At 46.0% G+C, this 22,005-nt stretch carries 21 protein-coding genes and 1 pseudogene; 6 read left to right on the forward strand and 16 right to left on the reverse strand.

The features are described from left to right. The coding region (locus Q0394_RS01730; protein ID WP_298945259.1) for a hypothetical protein at window positions 1-2,186 on the forward strand (2,186 nt) is incomplete at its 5' end. Window positions 2,187-2,350: 164 nt separating this feature from the next. Here Q0394_RS01730 and iadA read toward each other — a convergent pair. From iadA to Q0394_RS01755, 5 genes are all read right to left on the reverse strand, one after another. Beyond that, on the reverse strand, window positions 2,351-3,490 hold the full coding sequence (gene iadA / locus Q0394_RS01735; RefSeq protein WP_298945261.1) for a beta-aspartyl-peptidase: 1,140 nt from the start codon (window positions 3,488-3,490) through the stop codon (window positions 2,351-2,353). A gap of 192 nt (window positions 3,491-3,682) precedes the next feature. Further along, on the reverse strand, window positions 3,683-3,898 hold the full coding sequence (locus tag Q0394_RS01740; RefSeq protein WP_002948654.1) for a hypothetical protein: 216 nt from the start codon (window positions 3,896-3,898) through the stop codon (window positions 3,683-3,685). Between the two features lie 103 nt (window positions 3,899-4,001). Then, window positions 4,002-4,571: a tetratricopeptide repeat protein gene (locus Q0394_RS01745; RefSeq protein WP_298789599.1), complete on the reverse strand. Its 570-nt coding sequence runs from the start codon at window positions 4,569-4,571 to the stop codon at window positions 4,002-4,004. Window positions 4,572-4,692: 121 nt separating this feature from the next. Continuing rightward, entirely contained in the window at window positions 4,693-5,415 is a 723-nt protein-coding gene (locus Q0394_RS01750) for a polyphenol oxidase family protein (RefSeq protein ID WP_298945285.1), read from the reverse strand. Window positions 5,416-5,440: 25 nt separating this feature from the next. Continuing rightward, the gene (locus Q0394_RS01755; RefSeq protein WP_298945263.1) at window positions 5,441-6,079 is read right to left on the reverse strand and encodes a riboflavin synthase; all 639 of its coding nucleotides are present in this window, start codon (window positions 6,077-6,079) and stop codon (window positions 5,441-5,443) included. A 209-nt stretch (window positions 6,080-6,288) separates the two neighbouring features. On the opposite strand from Q0394_RS01755, the gene Q0394_RS01760 reads away from it, so the two are divergent. Beyond that, window positions 6,289-6,927: a Crp/Fnr family transcriptional regulator gene (locus tag Q0394_RS01760; RefSeq protein ID WP_298945265.1), complete on the forward strand. Its 639-nt coding sequence runs from the start codon at window positions 6,289-6,291 to the stop codon at window positions 6,925-6,927. A gap of 225 nt (window positions 6,928-7,152) precedes the next feature. Here Q0394_RS01760 and Q0394_RS01765 read toward each other — a convergent pair whose 3' ends face one another. The 11 genes from Q0394_RS01765 to Q0394_RS01815 all read right to left on the reverse strand — a co-directional run bounded on the left by Q0394_RS01765 (window position 7,153) and on the right by Q0394_RS01815 (window position 17,742). Next, window positions 7,153-8,010, reverse strand: coding sequence for a formate/nitrite transporter family protein (locus Q0394_RS01765; protein ID WP_298945267.1), 858 nt, complete (start codon window positions 8,008-8,010; stop codon window positions 7,153-7,155). Between the two features lie 9 nt (window positions 8,011-8,019). Further along, window positions 8,020-8,463 carry a hydrogenase 3 maturation endopeptidase HyCI gene (locus Q0394_RS01770; protein WP_298945269.1) on the reverse strand — a complete coding sequence of 148 codons (444 nt, stop codon included), beginning with the start codon at window positions 8,461-8,463 and terminating at the stop codon, window positions 8,020-8,022. Between the two features lie 64 nt (window positions 8,464-8,527). Then, window positions 8,528-8,872, reverse strand: a complete 345-nt coding sequence (locus Q0394_RS01775; RefSeq protein ID WP_298792944.1) for a formate hydrogenlyase maturation HycH family protein — start codon at window positions 8,870-8,872, stop codon at window positions 8,528-8,530. Beyond that, window positions 8,869-9,699, reverse strand: a complete 831-nt coding sequence (locus Q0394_RS01780; protein ID WP_298945271.1) for an NADH-quinone oxidoreductase subunit B family protein — start codon at window positions 9,697-9,699, stop codon at window positions 8,869-8,871. The genes Q0394_RS01775 and Q0394_RS01780 overlap by 4 nt, the downstream gene beginning before the upstream one ends. Next, complete coding sequence (locus tag Q0394_RS01785; protein ID WP_295145296.1) at window positions 9,696-10,235, reverse strand: formate hydrogenlyase complex iron-sulfur subunit; 540 nt, start codon at window positions 10,233-10,235, stop codon at window positions 9,696-9,698. The genes Q0394_RS01780 and Q0394_RS01785 overlap by 4 nt, the downstream gene beginning before the upstream one ends. After that, window positions 10,232-11,968: an NADH-quinone oxidoreductase subunit C gene (locus Q0394_RS01790; RefSeq protein ID WP_298945274.1), complete on the reverse strand. Its 1,737-nt coding sequence runs from the start codon at window positions 11,966-11,968 to the stop codon at window positions 10,232-10,234. Before Q0394_RS01790 ends, Q0394_RS01785 begins: the two co-directional genes overlap by 4 nt. Further along, the gene (locus Q0394_RS01795; protein ID WP_298945276.1) at window positions 11,965-13,446 is read right to left on the reverse strand and encodes a hydrogenase 4 subunit F; all 1,482 of its coding nucleotides are present in this window, start codon (window positions 13,444-13,446) and stop codon (window positions 11,965-11,967) included. Before Q0394_RS01795 ends, Q0394_RS01790 begins: the two co-directional genes overlap by 4 nt. Window positions 13,447-13,448: 2 nt before the next feature. Beyond that, entirely contained in the window at window positions 13,449-14,093 is a 645-nt protein-coding gene (hyfE, locus tag Q0394_RS01800) for a hydrogenase 4 membrane subunit (RefSeq protein ID WP_295145302.1), read from the reverse strand. Between the two features lies 1 nt (window position 14,094). Further along, window positions 14,095-15,024 (reverse strand): NADH-quinone oxidoreductase subunit H, encoded by a 930-nt coding sequence (locus Q0394_RS01805; protein ID WP_298945278.1) that lies wholly within the window; start codon window positions 15,022-15,024, stop codon window positions 14,095-14,097. 10 nt (window positions 15,025-15,034) lie between these two features. Beyond that, window positions 15,035-17,002 (reverse strand): proton-conducting transporter membrane subunit, encoded by a 1,968-nt coding sequence (locus Q0394_RS01810; protein WP_298945281.1) that lies wholly within the window; start codon window positions 17,000-17,002, stop codon window positions 15,035-15,037. Beyond that, a complete protein-coding gene (locus Q0394_RS01815) occupies window positions 16,996-17,742 on the reverse strand; it encodes a 4Fe-4S dicluster domain-containing protein (RefSeq protein WP_298945282.1) in 747 nt (248 codons plus the stop codon). The genes Q0394_RS01810 and Q0394_RS01815 overlap by 7 nt, the downstream gene beginning before the upstream one ends. 353 nt (window positions 17,743-18,095) lie before the next feature. Between Q0394_RS01815 and Q0394_RS01820 the strand changes: the two genes are divergently transcribed. From Q0394_RS01820 to Q0394_RS01835, 4 genes and pseudogenes are all read left to right on the forward strand, one after another. After that, window positions 18,096-18,500 carry a hypothetical protein gene (locus Q0394_RS01820; protein ID WP_298945283.1) on the forward strand — a complete coding sequence of 135 codons (405 nt, stop codon included), beginning with the start codon at window positions 18,096-18,098 and terminating at the stop codon, window positions 18,498-18,500. Between the two features lie 208 nt (window positions 18,501-18,708). Continuing rightward, window positions 18,709-20,568, forward strand: a complete 1,860-nt coding sequence (gene mnmG, locus Q0394_RS01825; RefSeq protein ID WP_298945284.1) for a tRNA uridine-5-carboxymethylaminomethyl(34) synthesis enzyme MnmG — start codon at window positions 18,709-18,711, stop codon at window positions 20,566-20,568. Window positions 20,569-20,665: 97 nt separating this feature from the next. After that, the gene (locus Q0394_RS01830) at window positions 20,666-21,034 is read left to right on the forward strand and encodes a hypothetical protein (protein WP_298792962.1); all 369 of its coding nucleotides are present in this window, start codon (window positions 20,666-20,668) and stop codon (window positions 21,032-21,034) included. Between the two features lie 238 nt (window positions 21,035-21,272). Next, a pseudogene (locus Q0394_RS01835) lies at window positions 21,273-22,005 on the forward strand (ATP/GTP-binding protein); the annotation flags it as partial.

Here is a 22,005-nt window from a genome sequence, read left to right on the forward strand (position 1 = left end):
GAAACGTAAGCCTAACCTCTACTACCGATAAAGAGGACTCTACGGTAGCGTACGGTGCATTAGGAGCCTACGATCCTCAAAATGAGTACAACACATGGCCCCTTACTCCAGGGAATAACTACTATTTACCTCGATATCAGCCAAACGACGTTACTATCTCGGCGACGGGTCAAAAGATACTAAACGTAGGTAAAATAAACGCCGTAGGCGACGTAAATTTAACTGCACACATTACTCAGGCGGAGTCTGCGACTACTTTCGGTACCGGTATACATAATGCCCCACATCCTAGCTCTTACTGGGCCAGCTTAAACAAAAAAGTACCTCTGCATATAGCAGGCAAAAGCGTAACGATAAACCATACCGCAGCGGACGGTATAGATGACGGAGTGTTAAATTTAAGAGGATGGGGTTGGGCTAATCAAGGGGACTTTACTATAAACGCAAGCGGCTATAAAACTTTAAACGGCTTTAGTGAGTCGGGTATGTCTATAACTAGCTATGGCGATAATGGCTCTATAGTTTTAAACACCAATGCGACAGTAGCAGGTTCAACGGCGAAATTTGGAGACCACTCTACTGGCGGGGGCGTCCAGCTAAGAGCCAAAAATCTAAATATCAATGCTACTGCAGCAAACGGCATAACTGACTCCGAAGTTAGCTACGGTAACTTCTATGGATATAAAGCGAGCGGTAAAGCTACCATAAAGGCTGTAAATCAAAAGAGCGTGGATATCGGATGGCTAAGGGGATTTAACTCTGCGGACGATAGTAAAAAGATGGATGTAGATATAAATCTAAGCACCAATATATCGGACGCAACCGTCAGTATAGGTATAAGGGATACCGGTCTATCTTACGGTATAGGTCACCGTATCGATACTACGCCTGATGAAATGGCAAAAAATGTAAAGCTAAACGCAACGGGACAAAAAACATTTAAGATAAAAGACATCGGTGCCGTAGGCGACGTAGATGTTAATATTAAGGGTAGCGGCTTGCATTCTACGGCAGAATTTAGAGGAAGCATAATCGGTAAAAATGTCAATATAAATTTAAACGATTTATCGAATGCATCGTTTGCATATGGAATTACCGCCAACGAAAATTTAATGATAAAATCAGGAACAAACAATTACTTGCATAGCATAACCTTTAGTACTACGGAAGGATTGTCGGGTAAGAATGTAGACTTAGATTTTTCTAACGTTATAGCGCCTATTTACTTTTATAACGTTACTGCGCAAGATAGCTTAAGCTTTAAAGGGTATGCCGGCGATGAAGTATCGACGCTACGTTCGATTATCTTCAATAGTACAGCTACTGATTTTACCGCAAATATTATAAACGCAAAAGGACATCTAAATGGCAATACCGCAAATAGCACCATCAAAACATTAATCCTAAAAGGTGGGGTAACGAATCCGGCAAGTATAGAAGCGGCAGGAAATAATACAGATTTTACCGTAATGACGGGCGGGCTAAGCAAACTACAAACTTTGGATCTTAGCAACTATGTAAACGCAAGCGGTAAGACTATTGCGACTGTTGCGGCTACCAATATCGATATTGCGTCCATAAAAGGTTCAGCCACTAAAGATGTTTTGAGTATAGCCTATGCTACAAACACCAAACTAAAGACCGTAGATACCGGTACGGGCGACGACGAGGTAACCTTTAGCGGAACTACGACGCAAACCCACGATATAACCGTCAACCTAGGCGAAGGAAACGATACTATCACGACTGCGGCATTAACCGCCAATAAGAAATTTGAAATCAGCGGCGGAGCGGGTAACGATACGTTTAACCTAGGCTTAGCTAAAACAGATGCCGATGCTAGCAAATACGCAACCATAACCGACGCAAACAGAGGCGACAAGATAAGCTTAGGTAGCGCCGGTGCGGCTACGTTACAAAAAATAGCTCTAAACGTAGACGGCAGAGCCGATCTAAAAACGGCTATAAACGATGCGCTAGGTAGTCTAAGCTCTACTGCGGCAAATACTATCTATGCGGTATACTACGGTAACGATACGTATCTAGTAAGAGACGCTAACGGCGATAAGGCGTTAGACGCTAATGATAACTTAGTTAAACTAGCAGGTATCTCAAATTTTGACTTGTTAAACGCTAACTCGGTAACCGAGGGCGGAATAAACTATATCCAGATAACTAACGCGTAATCTTAAGTGGAGCGGAGTTTTTCCGCTCCAGAATAGTTGCCGTTTTTGGATCAAATTTTACATAAACGCAACAAGCTTCGACATGTAAGAGCCAAATAGGCCACAGCGGTAAAAAACCGACTGCATATTTCAGCGTGTCGGCGAAATTTACGCACTAATGATTTTCACTCAAAAAATCCCTTTTTCACGAGCTTGCCCTCTTTTACGCAAAACTCCCCTTTCGCGACCACGCTATCTAGGTTTAGAGCTTCGTCAAATACCGCAAAATCAGCGTCAAAACCTACTTTTATCTCGCCTTTGCCGTTTAAATTTAGATATTTTGCGACGTTTTTGCCCATCATGCTTAGCGCTTGCTGGATGGTTAGGATTTTATTTTTCACGCAGGCCTGCAAGACCTCTAAATTCGTCTCGCACGAAGCGCAGCCGTAGCCCACCAATGCGCCGTTTTCATCAAATCTAGGCACGCTGCCGTTGCCGTCCGAACTCATCGTTAGACGCTCCAAATTTAGCCCGTTAGCAAGCCCATACGCGATGGCTTCGTGAAGCGGCATAAACTGGCTTCCGCCGCTCGTGATGTCGATGTAGCCGCCCATTTTTTGAAATTTGATCGCCTCGTCAAAGAGCTCCTTCGTCCGCGCGCAGTGCGTCGGCGAGAAATAATTAATCGGGAACGAATAATCCTTGATCACGCTAAAAATCAGGTCAAATTTATCCGCGAGCCCGCCCATATGCATGTGTAGCACGCCGCCTTTTTTCGAGATCATGCCGCCGATGCGGATCTGCGTCAGGGTCTTGATGAGCTCCTGAGAGGTCGGGTAGCTGCCGCGGTTGTCGCTCATTGCGATCTTACAGCCGATGACCTTGTCGATGAGCACCAGGTCGCGCGTGACGGAGCCCGTAAATGTGACGCTAGGCAGAGCGTAAGAGCCCGTGTGGATGAAGGTCGAGATGCCCTCGTATTCAAGCGCCTTAGCCTTTGAGTAGAGGTTTTCCAGACTCCTCGTGCACCCGTCGGTGCCCAGCGTGCCTACGACCGTCGTCGTGCCGTAGCGGATGATTTGCGATAGCGTTATTTCGGGCGTGCGCGAGTGATAACCCGCTTCGCCGCCGCCGCCCGTGATGTGCACGTGCTGATCGATGAGTCCGGGCGCTAAAATTTTACCCTCCAGATCGTAAATTTCAAGCCCTTCGACTCGAAAATCAAGCCCCTTAGAAACGGCTAAAATTTTACCTCCGCCGAGCAAAACGTCGCTCCTACCGACGTGCTCTGGCGCGTATAGATCGGCATTTTTAAGTAACAGCATATTTTCTCCTTTGCTTTAGATTTTTGATTGTGAATTTTACGTTTTTTGGCTTTCTTAACTGCGATGTCACGCCGTCATTTTACATCAAATTTGATAAAAAGCAGATATTTCGGCTTTGGTCGGAGAGGCTACAGCTTGGGCGATGCTTAAGGTTTATTTTTGTAGGTTTAGCAAGAGGTCAAATTTATCCGACTATCCGCTTAGCTGCACGCTTTCTTCTATCTTCATTAGTCCCGTAAATACGCGCCTGGCGGCCTCTTTTTGCTCATCCGAGATCTCGATTTTTTTCTCGTTTAAAAGCAAATTTACGAGCTGCTCGTTTTGCAGCGTCTGGACGTCAAATTTTCTCGCGTTCGCGGCGATTTTTGCCGCGAGAGGATTTTTTGATTTAAAATTTTCGTATGGCATTTTTCTCGATTTTTAGTGAAATTTTGGCTCAAATTTAAACTCGGCGCGCACCTTGCAAGACGCAAAACACGTAGCCGAGTTAAATTTTAGCCGCTAGCCTGGCTTAACGCTTTAAAATTTTAGCGTTTTCGCAGCCAACCTCTAGCCCCATCTTGCACGCTTTTTCGTAAAATTTAACCGCGGCTTTGACGTCCGCACTTACGCCCATGCCGCGCTCGCTCATGTATCCAGCTTCGTTGCAGCCTTTGGCTAGGCCCAGCTCGCATGCGTTTTTATAGAGCTCGTACGCCCGCGCTTCGTCTTTTGCTGCGCCCACGCCCGTCTGATGAGCGTACGCTAATGCGTAGCAGCCCAGCTTATCACCCATTTTGCACGCTCGCTCGTAAAATTTAGCCGCCGCCCCAGGCTGCTTTGCTGCGACTTTTCCGCTAGCGATCATCGCGCCCATATCGTAACATGCCCGCGCGTGTCCGCTCTCGCAAGCTAGATTAAACAGTCTCGCCGCCTCGCTAAAATCCGAGACTCGGTACATCGCTAGCGCGTCTTCAAACTGTTTGTTTGCCAAATTTGTAGGCGCGCTCGCAGGGGCAGTTGCCATCTCGTTTGAGGATCTTGTTTGCGCCGCAAAAAGCGCGCTCGCCGCAACAATCAAACAAAGTAAAATTTTTTTCATTTGTGCTCCTTTTTATGAGGTATCATTTTAAATTTTAGCCCTTTTTAATAAACATAAATGAAATTTTAACTAAACTCGCCTGACTACGCGCTCGTCTACGCTCAATTTAGGCCGTATACGGCTATTTTGGCAAGATTTTATTCATCGCAAAACCGCAAAATCGCCCCGTGACGCCATCTCTGCGGTAAGAAAACAGCTCCCTCGTCTCAAACGTACAGCGCGGATCAAACTCCGCTCGCCCTACGCCAAGCTGCGCAAATTCGTCCCGCAGCGCAGCCTCCATATCAAATTTGCCGCCATTTTTATAGCGGTTAAACGCGCCCAGATCAAGCTCGCCCACCTCGTAGTTTCGCGCCTTGATATTTGCACCGACAAACACGCGCAGATCGCCAGCCTCGCAGCTAAACTCGCTCGCCATCAAATTTATCGCGTTCGTGCAAATTTTACCCGTTACGCCCGCCCTGCCCGCATGCACTGCAGCAACCACGCCGTGCCGCTCATCTGCGATCAAAACGGGCGAACAGTCGGCAACCAAAACGCAAAGCGCAATGCCTCTAAGCGCGGTTATCACGCCGTCGCAAGGCGGTAGCTCATCATCAATATTTCGCAAAATTTCCACGCGATTTGAGTGAATTTGGTTCATAAATTTTAGATTGCTAGGCGCTACGCCGATTTGTTCGGCTAGGATTTCGCGATTTTTAGCGACGTTTGCAGGCAGGTCGCCGACGTGATCGCCTAAATTTAAACCCTCGTATGCGCCGCCGCTTACTCCGCCAAATCGCGTCGTAAAGCCAAGCTTCAAGCGCTCGCTTTCAAAAACTACATCTAAAATTTCCCGCTTCATTTCCGTCAAATTTAACCCGCCTAGCCTAATAAAGGCTCGCGATGTGCTGCGACTCGTCCCAGCTGATCTCGCTTTTGCCACCGTTTACGCCGCCTAAAACGCCGACAAACTCCAGCTGCCTAACCACGTAGCGCGCGAGCAAGTCGCTCTCCACGTTTACGCGGCGTCCCGGCTCAAACTCGCCAAACAAGCTCTCGCGAAAGGTGATCGGGATGATCGTGAGGCGCACGCCTGCGGGCAAAACTTCGTTGATCGTGAGGCTCACGCCCTCGACCGCGATACTGCCTTTGTTTGCCATCAGCGGCATAACGTTAGAGGGCAAATTTATATAAAAATCAACCCCATTTTCACGCCGCTCAATACGCGCTACCTCGCCGATAGCGTCTATGTGGCCTTGTAGCAGGTGCCCGTCCACGCGGTCTGCTAGCCGCATTGCTGGCTCTATGTGGACGCGTCCACGCAAATTTTCCGTCGCGATGTGCGCCCTGGTCTCGGCGCTAAGCTCCACGCTAAAGCCGTCTGAGTGTAGCTGCGTCACGCTAAGACACGCGCCGTTTACCGCGACGCTATCGCCTAAATTCGGGCGGTACGCGGCTTTTAGTCGCAGGGTGTTTTGCGAATAGCTCGCAACCTGCGCGATCTCTCTAATCAGTCCGTTAAACATTTTTCGTCCTTAAATTTTGAGCTATTTTATAAAATTTAGCCTCAGAACGGGCTAAATTTGCCGACCAAATTTTACCGCTCGCTTTTTAGCGCGGCGCAAATATGCAAAACTGGCAGAGTAATCGACCAAGGCTTGATCAAAATTTAATACACTTTAAAAATATTTAAGATAAAATAATCACCAAATAATAATCATAAGAAACGATAAACTTGAAAAAATCACGACTAGGCCTACTTGAGACCGATATTTTAGACGTTTTGGATCAAAACGAGCTTGCTAAATTTAACCGCGAGCTCCTAGTCAAAGGCGCCACGATCTACGCAGAATCAATCAAAGTCGTGATAATTAAAAGCGGCTCGGGCAAGCTCTCGTTTTTTGAGGACGGCGAGGAGTTTATCGTCTATCACCTCCAAAAAGACAACATCTCGATCGTGGACGACGTGTGCGTGCTAGAGATCCTAGAGGACAGCGAGGTCTACTCGATCGACGCGGGCGATATGGGCGAGCTGCTAAAAAACGAGCGATTTGCCAAAGCATACGCCGACACACTCGTAAATATCTCGCTACTGCAGCGCCAGATCATAAAATCGATACTTTTTGAAAGCGCGAAGGGGCGCATAGCAAACTTTCTCGTCGAGCTCGCCGCCGAGCAAAATTTGACGCAAAACGGCTACCACTACGTCTTTTTACCATTTTCGCTAAAGGTGCTTTCAAGCTTCGTCGGACTCAAACGCCAAAGCGCAAGCACCGCGTTTAACGAACTCATAAAAGACGATATCATCAGGCGCATAACGCCGCATGAGTTTTTGATAGTGGATTATGAAAAGCTGCAAAGCTATACGAACTAAAATTTAAATTTGCACACCAAAAACCGCACGGCAAAAACGCTAAATTTGAGTTTTTAAATCTAATGTAGTTAAATTTGTAAATTTAGTAAGCTATGTAATAAATATTCCAGACAGAATAGGCGTAGTTTAACTTTAAAATTTTAACCCGTGAGGGAGCGGACTCGTCGTCCGTAACCAAAACGGGTTTAAAATTTTAAAGCTTGAAATCCGTTCATTTATGGGGAATTACTTCTTTTTCATATCAAATTTATTCGCCATAAATCCAACTAGTCCCACAAAGAAAAGACCGCCGCAGATATTACCCAGCGTAACCGGAACTAGGTTTTTAACGATGAAATTTCCCCAGTTTAGCACATCTAGCTTATCGGCCGTAGTGTGGAGCAACGCTGCTGCTGCATTTACGTCGCCGCCGCTTGCTGCGATGTAGTGAGCTTTAGAGATGATGGCTTCGGTGATTATGAACATATTTGCCACGCAGTGCTCCATAGAGCATGCAACAAACGCGCCGATCATCCACATGATCGCAAAGAATTTACCCGCAAGGTTGCTTTCGCTGGTCGCAGTCCAGATAGACATACAAACAAACACGTTACAAAAGATACCACGGATAAATAGCTCGTGAAACGGCGCCGTGATCTTGCCGATACCGGCCGGTACAAAGTGTTGCAAGATATAGCCGTCGTATTTTAGCGGTAAGCCCGAGTAGTAGTACATATAGGCAATTAGCGCGCCGCCGACGAAGTTAAATATCCAAACGATCGCCCAGTAGTTAATGGTTTTGCCTAAATTTAGCTTGCCTTCATACGCGCTAACGCCGCTTAAAACCGAGCTCGTAAATAAATGCCCGCCATAGAAAACGACCATCATGAGACCACAACTAAATGTGATGCCGCCGATGAAATTTGCAAGACCGATAGACTGCTTTTCAGCCATGCCCACGGTCGAGTGCGCCCAGAAAATATCGCCCATCGCGATCGCCGCGCCCGCCATGATGGCTAAAAAAATAATACTTACTAACGGAGTATGCGCCTTATGCTCCATCGAATTTGACACCGCTTGCGCGGTTTCTGCAGGATTTAACATGTCCTTCTCCTATTTTAAATTTTTATCTATCTCCAAAATGCGCTCGTAAGCTTTTTGCGCGCTTTTTTTTGCGTTTTCGCTTAAGCCCTCTTTAAAATCAAGCACGTTTTCAAGCAAAACGCTAATGCCTAAAAACAGCGTTTTGGGGCAAATTTTGCGCAGGTAACTTAAAAGTACTGGCGTGGGTAGGTTGTGCGTCGAGTAGATATAGTCGCGCTCGTTGCTCAGATCGAAAAACTCGATCGCTCCGTCCTTAAACCCGCTCATAGCATCTACCACGACGATGATATCGGGCGCAAATTCTCTAAGCGCGCCAAACTCGTTTTCAGGCACGTCCTGTCCGTAAAATACCCGCCAATCTTTCAAATTCGCCTCGACGATTCGCCCCGTTTCGTTGCCTACGTCGTCGTCGCCGCGCATGGGATTGCCGATGCAAAGAAGCGCCTTTTTCATCCTAAAAGCCCTCCGCGCGCTAAATTTAACCCGTAAGCATTTGCCGAATTTGAGCTAAATTTCATCAAAAGTCCTTCCTAAGCACCAGATATCCCTCGCGCAGATTTTCAAGCTCTTTTTTTAGCTCACATTCGCAAAGCTCGGGGATGAGCCTTGCCGCATGCTCCCTAAATATCTCCACTTCAAAATACTTGCTTAAATTTCCCAGCTTAAATTTGACGTATTCGCCGCCGCTAGCGACGATGCGCTCAAACTCCTCGTCCGGTATTTCGAGCGTTTTTTCGCTAAAGTCCACCGTCCCCACGCCGTGTCCGACGCAGACGGAAAATAGCTTGATATCTTTTAGCTCTTTTGGCATCTTTTCGTTTTCGTCCATGTGGCGGCGGGCGAGTTTATAGACCCTTATCATCTTTTATCCCAAATTTCTTTTTTGACGTCGATGGCATTTTGCGTATCGCGTTTTGCTTTGGCGTATTTTAGATAGACGTCGTTGTAAAGCAGCCCCATACACTCGGCGTATCTAGGATCTTCTTCTTTATGGATAGCCTCTAGCATTACTTTTTTAGTAGCCGCTACGTCGTGGATATTAGGAGAAGTTTTGGCCGCGTCCATATACTTGGCAAACAGCGTCCTACCGAAGATATAGCTCATTAGCCTTTTTGCCTCGGCTTCCAAATCGCGCTCGAAAAGTATATCGCCTATGATAGACTCTTTTACGGCGGGAGCTTTACAGTCGTCTTGTTCGAAGCTTCTTTTTTGTAGCTTTTGATCTATGATGCCAAGAGCCATGCCAAGGCCGTATATGACGCTAGCAGGATGCGGAGGACAGCCCGGGATATAAACGTCTACGGGGATAATCTTATCTATACCGCCCCAAACGCTATAAGCGTCGTAAAAGATACCGCCCGTACTACCGCATGCGCCAAAAGCCACCACGATCTTTGGATCTGGAGCTGCTTCGTAAGCGCGAAGCAGCGGATAATACATCTGACGCGTAACCGGGCCGGTGCAGAGCAAAATGTCTGCGTGGCGAGGATTGGCTACTAGCTTAAATCCGAAGCGCTCCGGATCCCACATCGGCGTGATAGCGGCGAAAATTTCTATCTCGCAGCCGTTGCAGCTACCGCAGTCGATGCGGTAGACGCTAAAGCTTCGTTTGATATTTTTTAGATGTTCTAACTTTGCGGTTAGGTCGTTTACCGTTTTTATATTTTCGGGAACTTGATAAAGGCTCATTTTATCCCCTCCTCTACGTCTTTAGTTATGCGCTCTACGGCTTGGGCTTTTTTGCACTCCGGGCAGATATATAGATAGTCTTTAGCCTCTTCTAGTCTGCCCGGGAGCAAATTTGCCGTGCTAAGCTTTGAAAAAGTATAGTTGATGAGGCGAACCGGCGTATACGGCTTGCCGCAGCATTTGCACTTTTGCATCTCTAGCTCGCCGCGCTGTATTAGTGCGCTTTTGTCAAATTTAACCGCTAGCTCGAAACCCTGGCTTAGGCGCACGCCGCCGGTTGGACAAACCTCGTCGCAGCGTCCGCAAAATATGCATCGTCCGCAGTCAAACTGCCAAACAAGCTTGTCTTGCTTTTCGTTCATCTTTAGCTCTATGGCGTTGCTAGGGCACGCTACGCCGCACGCCGCGCAACCTATACAAAGCTCGTAGGTGTAAAACGGCTGCCCGCGGAAATTTTCGGGTACCTTATAAGGCTCAAACGGATAGGCGTAGGTCGCCTTTCCATATTTTTCGGTTACGTCAAATAACTTCATCATCTTAAATCCTTTTTGCTAATTTTGCCCGTTTGGCAAAATTTCTTAAGGTCTTTTTCGGTTAAAATTTTGCTCTTTTTGGTATTTACGTCCACTACGGTAACGCGGTCGGTGCAAGAGTAGCACGGATCTAGCGAGCAAACGATGAGCGCCGCGTCTGAAATGTTGTTTCCACGGAACTGATAGCGAAGGCTAGGCCAGTTGTTATAAGTAGCCGCGCGGCATCTCCAGCGGAAAACCTTTTGCGCGCTGCCTTGCATGATCCAGTGGACGTTTTCGCCGCGAGGAGCTTCTACATGTCCGAGGGCGAAATTTTCAGGTTTTATCATCGTTTTTGGATCGATTGATATCGGCGTTTGAGGCATTAGCTCCAAACACTGCCTGATGATATGTATGGACTCTTTTAGCTCGTTATATCTCACGACTTCGCGGCTAAATACGTCTCCGCCGTGCTCTACGTAGACTTTAAATTCGATATTTTTAAAGAAATCGTAAGGGTGGTCGTAACGGTTATCGCGCTTTAGACCCGAGCCTCGCATATTAGGACCTACGGGGCTAAAGTCTCTTGCTACTTGCTTATCTAGCACGCCCACGCCTTTCCAGCGCGCGATTTGGCGTTTATCGTCCATAACCGCGTCCCAAATTTCAGAAATTTGAACGTCGAGCTTGTTTATCATCTCGATGCCTTTTTTTATCTCGTTATCGGTCATGTCGCGGCGAAGTCCGCCCATGATGACGTTGCCGTATGTTTTACGGCCGCCGGTTACGAGCTGGGCTAGCTCCATAGAGTACTCGCGCACCCTAAAGATATGCATAAAGGCGTTATAGTTACCAGTTACCTCGCAAGCTAAACCGATGTTTAAAAGATGGCTGTGAAGACGCTCGATCTCAAGACAAATCACGCGGATAGCCTGCGCTCTTAGCGGAACTTCAAGCCTGATAGCCTTTTCTGCCGCTTCTATACACGCAATCGCGTGAGCGTAGCCGCAAATTCCGCAGACGCGCTCTGCAAGGTAGCCCATTTGATCGTAGTTCATACGGTTTTCGGCTAGCTTTTCCATACCGCGGTGCTGATAAAAGAGGCGGTAGTCCGCATCTATGATCTCGTCGCCGTCGCAAAACAACCTAAAGTGTCCCGGTTCGTCGCTGGTTACGTGCAAAGGCCCAAGCGGCACGTCGATGACGCTATCGCCTTTTGGAAATAAAAACTCGGTGTCGGGCTCATCCTGGTGAGCGACTGGATCAGGGCGGTAGCGGTAGTCCATCGCGTCTTTTCTAAGCGGATAAAGGCCGTCGGGCCAATCGTCGCTTAACACCAATCTACGCTTATCGGGCAAGCCCTCGGCTACTAGGCCGAACATATCGTAGGCTTCTCTTTCGTACCAAACGCAAGCAGGCACTAGCGGCGTAACGGACGGAAAAGTCGGATCGACGCCCGGAATTAGCGTTTTAACGGTGATAAAGCACTTATCCTCGGCAGCAAAGTCGTCTTCTTCCGTCATCTTGCCGCCCTCCATAGACAAAGCGTAGTAAAGCGCAAAACAGCCGTTTATAGTCCTCTCGTCGCTAGGTATCATCGTAGAGATGAAACCGCCGATATCGTAGTAAAGGGTCTTAACCGCAAGCGGAAGGTCGTTTCTATCGACCAAAACCGTGATTTGGTCGTCGGCTTGGCGGGTTACTTCTAGAACCTTTACCTTTGTTTTTAAAATTTCAACGAATTTATCGCCTCTCATAATAGTTCTCCAGTTATTATCTTAACGCCGTTTTCAACCAGCGTATAAAAGTTATCCACGTGCCAAACGCCAAAGATTATAATCAAAGCGCAAAGCAGGATAAGCGGTAAATTTTCTAATATACTCATCTCTTTATTATGAACGACCGCGCCTTTAGGTTCGCCAAAACTTGCTAAGTTAAAGTGCGAGAAGTCCGCAATAAAGATGATGGCAAGAGCTATCGCAAATAAAGCGACGCTAAAGTATTGACCGCTATTTACGGCGCCGACGAAGACATTAAATTCGCTAACGAATATCGCAAACGCGGGCACGCCTACCAGCGAGCAAACCGCTGCGCCAAACATCATCGTAGTTACGGGAGCTATCTTTATCATACCGCCCATTTTGCTCATATCTTTGTGTCCGTAAATTCTAGCGATATTGCCCGTTGAGCAAAACGCAAGAGCTTTTGTAAAGCTGTGAGCTAGGCAGTGGAAAATAGCCGCAAATAGCCCGAAAAATCCGCCGACTCCCAAGGCAAAAGCTATGACGCCCATATGCACGATAGAGTGGTAGGCAAACATCCTTTTTACGTCGTGTTGCCTGATTAGGAAAATTCCGCCCACAAATAGCGTAATAAGACCGGAAACTATCATCACGCTTTGAACGAACTCCATACCGGTAGCTTGAGCCGCGATAGCGTAGTATCTAAATAAAGCTAGCATCGCGCACTTTAGCAAAACGCCTGAAAGCAGAGCCGAAATCGGGGCTGGGCCTTGGGCGTGAACATCGGGAAGCCAGGTGTGCGTAGGAGCGAGGCCGGCTTTGGTGCCAAATCCGATAAGCGCAAAGACAAAGATTAGCTTTGCAACGTCGGGGCTTAAATTTTTAGCATTTGCCATTATGCCGGTCCATAGCATCGCAGCCTCGCCGTCTTTTGTCTCCGCAAAGGTCGCAGAGTAAAGAAGCACGGTCGCATAAAGCGCAAACGCTAGGCCGATAGAGCAAAGAACTATGTATTTATAGCCGCTCTCGGTTGATTTTTGATCTTTTAAGATCGCTACTAGAAACACCGATGAAAGCGTAGTAGCCTCAATCGCAGCCCACATAAACGCGACGTTGTTACAGATGACGCTTAAGCTCATCGTAAATATAAACACGTGGCTAAGCGCATAGTATTTCTTAAGCGCGCTTAAATTTATATGTCCCTCTTCAAGCTCCCATCTCATATAGTGGGTCGCGTATAAATTTACGAGTAAGCCGGTAACCGCGATAAGTATCAAAAATACGCAGCCAAGGCTGTCTAGAAACAAAAATTTATCGTGCGCGTAAAACGTACCACCGGTTAAAACCTTGCTTACGTTAAATAGCAAGGCTAAAGACGTAACTGCGCTAATGGCTACGTGAAGCAAACTCAAAAAAGCGTAATTTTTCGGAGAGAAAAATAGCAGTATCGCTCCAAGAAGCGGTAAAATTAATATCAAAGTTAAACTATCCATCTCTATCCCCTTAAATTCGTAGCCTTAGACGTATCAAGGCTGCCGTATGCTTTATAAAATCTAATCGCTAAAACGCTCATAATGATAACGGCAAAAATCGCATCGGTTAAAATTCCAAGCTCGACAAGCTCGTTTGAGTTGTAAGCCATAAGCGCTAGGCTTAGATGTATGCCGTTTTCAAAAAGGCAATAAGCTAAAATTTGCTTGATAAACGAGTTCCTAAGCATAAAGCCAAAAACCCCCATCATAAATACGCAAACCGCCGCTAGTAGCATTATCTTTTCTTTAATAAGCGAAAACTCCAAAAATATCGGATTAATACTCATCGCCAAAGCCAAACTAAAACCCATAGCTATAACGGGGCTCACGAAAAAGCCGCCCACAGGCTCGTCTTCGTGCACGACGCCAAGATTTTTAATAAGCCAAAGCAAGATCGCGGGCACGAATAAAACCTTCGTAAAAAACGCCACGACCGCCCACGTAGATAGTTGCTCGGCGTTAAATTTGGACGACAACGTAAAAAATATCCCGACTAATAGCAACGTCTGAACTCCGTAAACTATGACGGATAGCTTTAGGCTTCTTAGCCCGAAAACCGCCAAAGACGTTACCATCATACAGATAGCCAAAGTATCTAAAATATTCATCTCACACCCCCACGACGTAAAGCGTCAAAGCCGCAAAAGATATAGCTAGAGCAGCTAGAGCGTTTTTACGTAAGCTCGAAGTCATCTGGAATCTAGGTCCGAAGTTATCTATAAACACGGCCGCTACGTAAAACACTCCCGTTTTTAAGACGAAGATTATCACCGCTAAAAACGGATTGCTAAAATTCCATGGCTCGAAAATCGAAAGGAAAAGCCCGATCATCGCAAATTGTTTTAAGATAAGCGCCGCTTGAACTAAGCCAAGATCGCTACCTGCGTATTCGCCTAGTAGGCCTTCTTGCAACTCTTGCTCCGCCTCTGCTAGGTCAAAAGGCTTTCTGCCCGTCTCAACGTATATGCACCACAAAAATGCGATCGAAGCAACCGCAAAGCTTGGGATCTGATATCCGATTTGGCCGCTTTTTACCATTGATTGAATTTCAACCAAATTTGACGTTCCGGCCGCTAGCATAACTACGATTAGGCACATTATCATGACGGGCTCGACGTAAACTGCTATGGTTTGCTCTCTGCCGCCGCCGGTAGCCGCAAACGGGTTACCGCTATCTAAAGAGGCTGCGCCGAATACGAATCTCAAAAGCGCGCCGAGATATAAGATAACGAAGATATCCGAATATGCTCCGAAAATCGTGCTTTTACTATAAGTAATAGGAATAGCCGCCAGTATCGCCGCCGAAGTGGCAAATAGGAAAAACGGAGCCTGCCTAAATACCCAGTGAGAGCAAGCAGGCACGGTTCTACCGCGTCTAAATAGCTTTATGATGTCGCGATACGTCTGGAAGAAATCGCTACCTTGTTTTGATTGCAGTTTGGCTCTTAGTTTCCTAGCCATACCGTCAAACAAGGGCGCAACCAAGACGATGACGACTACTTGAAATATCATCAAAAGTATAGTCTGTAAAATTTCCATCTCACGCCCCCTATATCAAAAAGTAGCTAACCGCTAGTATCGCGCAAAGATATACGAGGATATATAGCGCGTAAACGTTGGTGTAGCCGCTTTGCATTATGCCTATTTTATCGGCGACCTTTTCGGTAAATTTAATCACCGGCTCGTAAAATAGCCCCCACCAGATATCTTTTGGATGGTTGTGATACTCGACCGGGTTAAAATAGCCTTTAGTCACGACTTTTCTCTCGCCTTTAAACAGCCAGTTCATTATGCGTCTTAGATCGCCCGTAAAAGGACCGCCCGTCATTTGCATGCGAGAGCTGTATTTAAATCCGCAAGCCCAAGGATCGGTCTCGCGAGGTTTCTCGCGGTTTGCTTTCATAAATGCTAAAATCGCAAAAGGTAAAACCATAGTAGAACATAAGATGATGGCTATAAGCGGAGTTGAGACGATACTGCCTAAATTTGATGTCAAATTTATGCCCTGGCTAGCTACGTAACCGCCTGCGCCGCCTATGGAATTTACGGCCGTTTGGATGTAGCCGACGACAACGTTCGCTCCGACGCCAAAGCCTATACAGCCGATCATTAGCACGATCATGCCAAGCACCATAAATATCGGGCTTTCTTTTGCGTTTTCCCAAATTTTCTTATCTCTTGGAGTTCCCGCAAAGATTACTGCGTAAAGCTTAAGGTGCATGCCGACTAACACGCCCGTAAGCGCTAGCGCGACGACTGAAAGCGTAAATGCGTATCTAGTAAAGATGCCCTGCTCTAGCGCGCCTTGAAGCATACCTTGATAGGTAAACCACTCTGATACGAAGCCGTTAACAGGAGGAAGCGCTGCGATACCCATGATACCGATAAACATACCAACAGACGTCCAAGGCATCTTTTTAGCTAGGCCGCCTAGTACGTCCATATCGCGAGTGTGCGTAGCGTGTAAGACCGAACCCGCGCAAAGGAACAATAAGCCTTTAAATATCGCGTGGTTAACTACGTGGTAGCATCCTGCTAAAAATCCGATCGCAGCAAGAGTGTTATTCCCCGCAGCTAGGCCGTATAGACCGGTACCAAGACCAAGCAAGATGATGCCGATATTTTCAACTGAGTGATAGGCAAGAAGCGCTTTGTAGTCGTGCTGACAAAGAGCGTAAAGAACACCAAACAGTGAGCTAGCAGCACCCAGGATCAAAACCGCTAGACCAAAATATATGCTTAGCGGCAAGAAAAGCGTAAATTTAACTAGTGTAAATAGCGCAACCTTTATCATAACGCCGCTCATTAGCGCGGAAACATTTGAAGGAGCCGCAGGGTGAGCCATCGGTAGCCATACGTGGAAAGGCCACATACCGGCTTTACTACCAAATCCTACTAGGAATAATATAAACACCACGACGCTAACCGCAGCAGGCATATTTAGGTGGGCAAATTTGCTAAACTCGGCGCTGCCGGCGTAGTGAGCCATTATTAGCAGTCCGCACGTGATACAAAACGCACCAACCTGAGCGATACCTAGATATACCATCACCGCTTTTAGCGTGCCTTTGCCGTCGTTTATAAGGATGAGGAAAGACGAAATAAGCGTCATAAGCTCCCACAAAACGACGAAGCAAAATACGTTATTTGCGCTGATGACTAGAAGCATCGAAAGGATGAAAAGGTTAAACAAACAGGCGAAAACGCCGACGTTTGCCTTTTTGATGTACTCCTCCGCGTAGCTCATACCGTAGACGCTGCTGGCAAAGCCGATAAAGACGACTACGAAGCTAAAGAAATTTCCAAGCGGAGTTAGCTCAAATTTAGGCGCGTATAAAAAGTCTCCGCCTAGAGCGAAGCCTTGGGTCACGCCCATATTGGCCACAAAGTAGCAAAGCGCGTAAAAACAGCTGATCGCGCTTAATCCAAAGCCGATTTTGACGGCTGATTTTTGAGCGCCGTAGAGCAGGATGCTAACGGCGGCGCTAACTAAGAAAAGTAGATACACGCCTACCATCTCGCACCCCCTTGTGCGCCGCTATTTTCGTCCTTCATAGCGCGCGAATTTGACGCCGCTTGCTCTCTTGCTTGCTCGCTAGGAGTCTTGTCAAGCTCGTTGATAACGATAACGTCAGCCTCGCCGTCCACGTCCTGAGCGTCGATATCGGCTAAAACGTGAGGCTCTTTTAAATTTCCGCTTCCGCGTAAAATTTTATCGACGAAAGCCTGAGCGGCTTCTTGCTCGATCTTGTTGCCAAGCTTGTGATGGCTATGCAAAGGATCGACCATGATGATAGCGCTGGTCGGACAAACCTCGACGCACGCAGGGCCGTTTTCGCGCCCAAAGCACATATCGCACTTTATCGCAGTGTTTTTCGCGCCGGCTTGACTTTCGATTTCGAGGTAGTATTTCGGCTCTACCGCGTAATTAACCGACGGCATGAGCTCCGCGCTCGAGCTTATCGCGCCGTAAGGGCAAGCGATAGTGCAGAGTTTGCAACCTATGCAGATCTCCTCATGCAGCTCGATGCAGTTATCGTCAAACCTGAGTGCCCCGGTAGGACATACGTTCGCGCAAGGACCGTCATCGCACTGGCGACACTGCGTCGGCATGACGCCTTTTGCTTGACGGAGCACTGTTAGTCTAGCTTTTGAAAGCTTACCGCGCTCATAAGCGCTACGAAAACAGGCCGCCATGCAAGTAGCGCAACCGATACAACGTTTGTAATCGGCGATCACAAATTTATGTTGTTTCATAAATTCTCCTTTCTACTTGTTTTACGATTCTTGATTTCTCTTAAATCTTGAGCTAATTGTATTACTTTTGGAAATTTATTTCCGTCATTTGCCTGACGAATTTTGTATTTTTTAGATTAATTTTTATGAATTATTTATTTTTAAGCTTATCTTTAAATTTGCGGTAAAATAGGCACTTTTTTAAACTTATACGAATATAAAAATATTACGCATAGGCTATCTGATACGCAAAAAAGAGCTTTTTAGTCCTATAATGCCTCAGAAAGCTTAAGTCAAAATTTAACCACGGCGTTTTAAATTTGACGGAATACTTTTTGCTAGAACTCGCCGTTAGTAATATAAAAAGGATAAAAATGCAGATCAAAAACGGCGCCTCAAACGAGATTTTAAAGACCTTAGCAAACCGCGTAACTCAAGGTCAAAAAGGCGATAAATTTTTAGCCAGCTCCACGCTTGCGGCGGCAAATTTGACCGGTTTTGCCGATATACTGGATAAATTTAACGGAAAAGCAAATTTAAACGACGCGGCGAGTAAATTTACGGGCGGCGAGGCGAGCTCGTTTTTACTAAATTTAGCCCGCGACGAAAACGAAGCGCAAATCTACGCCAAACTAGAACGCGAAGCCAAAGAAGCCGCAAAAATGTTTAAGAAATTTGATTTTATGCAGATGATGACGAAGCTAGAGATGGGCAACCTAAAAGACGGCGAACGTGCGGAAATCTTTGCCAAGATGAACAAGATCGCGAGGGAAATTTGAGCGCGGTTAAATTTCCGCCCGATCTCTCAAAAAAATACTCTATAAAAATTACTATAAATAAATTTAAGCCAAATCGCTAAACTACGCGCACCGGCTCAAAAAACGTCAAATTTAAGCCAAATTTCCTCGCCGTCTTTCCTTAAATTTTTGTATATTTTATCTGTTTTTTGATAGAATCGCGAATTTTAAGGACAAGGAAAATTTGAATATGAACTATGATATTATCGTCATCGGAGGCGGTCACGCAGGCATCGAAGCCAGCCTCGCCGCCGCAAAAATGGGCAAAAAAACGCTGCTAATCACCATCCTAGCCGAGCAAATCGGCGCCGCCAGCTGCAACCCCGCAATAGGGGGCCTAGCAAAAGGCCACCTCGTAAAAGAGATCGACGCTCTAGGCGGGCAAATGGGGCTAACGACCGATGCCGTGGGCATACAGTTTCGCGTACTAAACGAGAGCAAGGGGCCAGCAGTGCGAGGCAGCCGCGCTCAGATCGACATGGACCGCTACCGCGTCTATATGCGAAATTTACTGCTAAATACGCCAAATCTTGAAATCAGCCAAGAGATCGCGACTCAAATTTTAAGCTCGGACGGCAAAATCACGGGCGTAAAAACCCATCTGGGCAACGAGTATAAAACCAGCAAGCTCATCATCACTACGGGCACGTTTTTAAACGGGCTAATTCACGTCGGATTTAACAAACTAGAAGCCGGCCGCGTGGGCGAGCTAAGCGCTAAAAATCTAAGCGATAGCCTGCGCGAACTAGGTCTAGAAGTCGGTCGGCTAAAAACCGGCACATGCCCGCGCGTGGACGCTAAAAGTATCGACTTTAGCGTGCTTGAGATCCAAGGCGGCGACGAAGATCCAAGCCCATTTAGCTTCCGCACGAGAGACTTCGCGCCTACGCAGCTGCCCTGCTACATCGCCTACACGAATGAGACTACGCACGACATCATCCGCTCAAATTTCGACAAGGCGCCGCTATTTACAGGTCAGATAGAGGGCGTGGGTCCGCGCTACTGCCCGAGTATCGAGGATAAGATAAATAGATTCGGCGACCGCGATAGGCATCATCTTTTCGTCGAACCGCAGACGCTAGAGGCCACGGAGTACTACATCAACGGTTTTTCTACTAGCCTGCCGTATGAAGTGCAGGTCGCGATGCTACGCTCGGTCAGAGGCTTTGAAAACGCTCGCATCGTGCGCCACGGCTACGCGATCGAATACGACTACGTCCAGCCCACCGAGCTAAAACACACGCTAGAGACCAAAAAGGCGCGCGGACTCTATCTCGCAGGCCAAATAAACGGCACCACGGGCTACGAGGAGGCGGGCGCTCAGGGACTGATGGCGGGTATAAACGCAGCGCTTGCGCTTGATGGCAAAGAGCCGTTCGTCCTACGACGCGACGAGGCCTACATCGGCGTCCTCATCGACGATCTAGTGACCAAAGGCACCAAGGAGCCATACCGTATGTTTACCTCCCGCGCCGAGTATAGGCTGCTGCTGCGCGAGGATAACGCCGTGCTGCGCCTAGGAGGATACGGCCGCGAGCTTGGCTTGCTAGACGAAGCGACGTTTGAGAAAATAGAAGCCATAAGGTCAAATTTGACTCTCGGGCTAGAGCTACTAAACACCACCGAGATCACGCCGACAAAGCGAAATTTAGAGCTTTTAGCTAGTCTTGACGAGGAGATAATCAGCCAAAATTTGACCCTGCAAAAAATCGTCGCCAGAAAAAGCTTCACGAGCGAAAAGCTGCGCAAGCTAGATCCGTTTTTTGAGGCGCTTGACGAAGCTAGCTTGGAGCAAATTTTGACCGAAGCCAAATACCAACACTACATCGCCGAGCAAAAAAAGCAGATCGACCGCATGAAAGATATGATGAGCGTGAAAATCCCCGAGGGCTTTAACTTCCGCGGTATCAGCGGGCTTAGCAACGAAGTGGTCGAAAAGCTCGAGAGATTTGTCCCGCCGACGCTCTTTGCGGCTAGCGAGATCAGCGGCGTGACGCCTGCGGCGATAGATATTTTGCACATCTATATAAAGATGAATGCGTCAAAGTGAAAAATAAAATCATAAAATATATAGACTTTTATAGCTATTATTTTTTACCATGCAATAAGTCAACCAAAGACAGAATATACTTAAATATGGGGATTATATGATAGATGATGATTTGAAAAATGAAATTTTAGATGGATTTAGGTATTTTACAAATAGATACGCTCAAGATACAAAATACAGCAAGGACGACAAAACAACACATGATAAGTTAAGTAAATTTCGTGCAAATTTGATCAAATTTACAGATAATATTTTTAAAAATTATAGAAGTGAGCGTAATGGAAATTGGCTAAAGGCAGACGGTAGGACTATTGCGGAATATATATGGAATAGATATATTCCTTTTGAGAATGAATCACATTTAGTTATTTATTTTGCCGTTTTAGCAAAACCTGGCAATTTTTATGTATCCATAGGGCTAATCGATACAAAACTAAGCGATACAGAAGATAAACTAAAAAGATGAAATATATAACTTTTTGGAGTCAGAATGCAAAAAGATACATATATCTGGCTTTAGGCTTGATAAACTTGCATGGGAAAAGTATATATATTTCGCCATAGAAAATATAGACACATTTGCAACTCTTGACTACACAAGCTTACTTAATGCGCTAACAAATGTATATCAGCTGACATATGACAAATTTTATAAAAACATAGAAAACAACAGACAAAATAATAGTGATAACAAAGGATATGAAATGACCGATGATGACAAAAAATTAACTTATCACCTTAATCAAATTTTATACGGTCCTCCAGGAACCGGAAAGACATATAGTGTTGTTCGTAAAGCACTAGAAATTATAGAAGGCAATGCTTCCGATGATAGATCTAAATTTAAAGAGTATGTAGAAAAGGGACAAATAAAATTTATCACATTTCATCAAAGCTATGGATATGAAGAATTTGTCGAGGGTATAAAAGCAGAAACCAAAAACGATAATGTATCGTATAAAATAGAAGATGGAGCATTTAAAAAGATCTGCAAAAGAGCCAATGGTGATAACTGGAAAAAGATACTGCTAAAAGACACAAAAGAAGAACTAACGGAAGATGGCTTTAAAAAACTATATAAAAACTATGTCGATAAACTACCACTTTTTTCAAATAATATGTATGGAAAAATATTAGAAACTCCTACCGATAAACAGCCATTTTATCTATATAAAAATAATCTATTTTCTATTTTGGTTAAGCCTCAAAATAGCAATGATCCAAAAACCATATCTTGTGACAAATTAATCAAAGATATATTTCATAATGATAACTATGGAATGCCTTCTTATGAACCAGTGATTATTCAAGATATTTTGGGTCAGGAGTATGAAAGTTATAAAGCAAATCACATTAATCAAAATTGCATCTTAATCATCGACGAAATCAACCGCGGAAATATCTCTAAAATTTTTGGTGAGCTAATAACACTCATAG

Origin of the sequence: uncultured Campylobacter sp. (assembly GCF_938039205.1) — a bacterium.
Taxonomy (GTDB): domain Bacteria; phylum Campylobacterota; class Campylobacteria; order Campylobacterales; family Campylobacteraceae; genus Campylobacter_A.

What these genes read in the sequence shown, in the direction of transcription:
- iadA (WP_298945261.1), bottom strand. Translation starts at nt 3,490, where the DNA reads ATGCTGTTACTTAAAAATGCCGATCTATACGCGCCAGAGCACGTCGGT.
- Q0394_RS01740 (WP_002948654.1), bottom strand. Translation starts at nt 3,898, where the DNA reads ATGCCATACGAAAATTTTAAATCAAAAAATCCTCTCGCGGCAAAAATC.
- Q0394_RS01745 (WP_298789599.1), bottom strand. Translation starts at nt 4,571, where the DNA reads ATGAAAAAAATTTTACTTTGTTTGATTGTTGCGGCGAGCGCGCTTTTT.
- Q0394_RS01750 (WP_298945285.1), bottom strand. Translation starts at nt 5,415, where the DNA reads ATGAAGCGGGAAATTTTAGATGTAGTTTTTGAAAGCGAGCGCTTGAAG.
- Q0394_RS01755 (WP_298945263.1), bottom strand. Translation starts at nt 6,079, where the DNA reads ATGTTTAACGGACTGATTAGAGAGATCGCGCAGGTTGCGAGCTATTCG.
- Q0394_RS01765 (WP_298945267.1), bottom strand. Translation starts at nt 8,010, where the DNA reads ATGTTAAATCCTGCAGAAACCGCGCAAGCGGTGTCAAATTCGATGGAG.
- Q0394_RS01770 (WP_298945269.1), bottom strand. Translation starts at nt 8,463, where the DNA reads ATGAAAAAGGCGCTTCTTTGCATCGGCAATCCCATGCGCGGCGACGAC.
- Q0394_RS01775 (WP_298792944.1), bottom strand. Translation starts at nt 8,872, where the DNA reads ATGATAAGGGTCTATAAACTCGCCCGCCGCCACATGGACGAAAACGAA.
- Q0394_RS01780 (WP_298945271.1), bottom strand. Translation starts at nt 9,699, where the DNA reads ATGAGCCTTTATCAAGTTCCCGAAAATATAAAAACGGTAAACGACCTA.
- Q0394_RS01785 (WP_295145296.1), bottom strand. Translation starts at nt 10,235, where the DNA reads ATGATGAAGTTATTTGACGTAACCGAAAAATATGGAAAGGCGACCTAC.
- Q0394_RS01790 (WP_298945274.1), bottom strand. Translation starts at nt 11,968, where the DNA reads ATGAGAGGCGATAAATTCGTTGAAATTTTAAAAACAAAGGTAAAGGTT.
- Q0394_RS01795 (WP_298945276.1), bottom strand. Translation starts at nt 13,446, where the DNA reads ATGGATAGTTTAACTTTGATATTAATTTTACCGCTTCTTGGAGCGATA.
- hyfE (WP_295145302.1), bottom strand. Translation starts at nt 14,093, where the DNA reads ATGAATATTTTAGATACTTTGGCTATCTGTATGATGGTAACGTCTTTG.
- Q0394_RS01805 (WP_298945278.1), bottom strand. Translation starts at nt 15,024, where the DNA reads ATGGAAATTTTACAGACTATACTTTTGATGATATTTCAAGTAGTCGTC.
- Q0394_RS01810 (WP_298945281.1), bottom strand. Translation starts at nt 17,002, where the DNA reads ATGGTAGGCGTGTATCTACTTTTCTTAGTTAGCGCCGCCGTTAGCATC.
- Q0394_RS01815 (WP_298945282.1), bottom strand. Translation starts at nt 17,742, where the DNA reads ATGAAACAACATAAATTTGTGATCGCCGATTACAAACGTTGTATCGGT.
- Q0394_RS01820 (WP_298945283.1), top strand. Translation starts at nt 18,096, where the DNA reads ATGCAGATCAAAAACGGCGCCTCAAACGAGATTTTAAAGACCTTAGCA.
- mnmG (WP_298945284.1), top strand. Translation starts at nt 18,709, where the DNA reads ATGAACTATGATATTATCGTCATCGGAGGCGGTCACGCAGGCATCGAA.
- Q0394_RS01830 (WP_298792962.1), top strand. Translation starts at nt 20,666, where the DNA reads ATGATAGATGATGATTTGAAAAATGAAATTTTAGATGGATTTAGGTAT.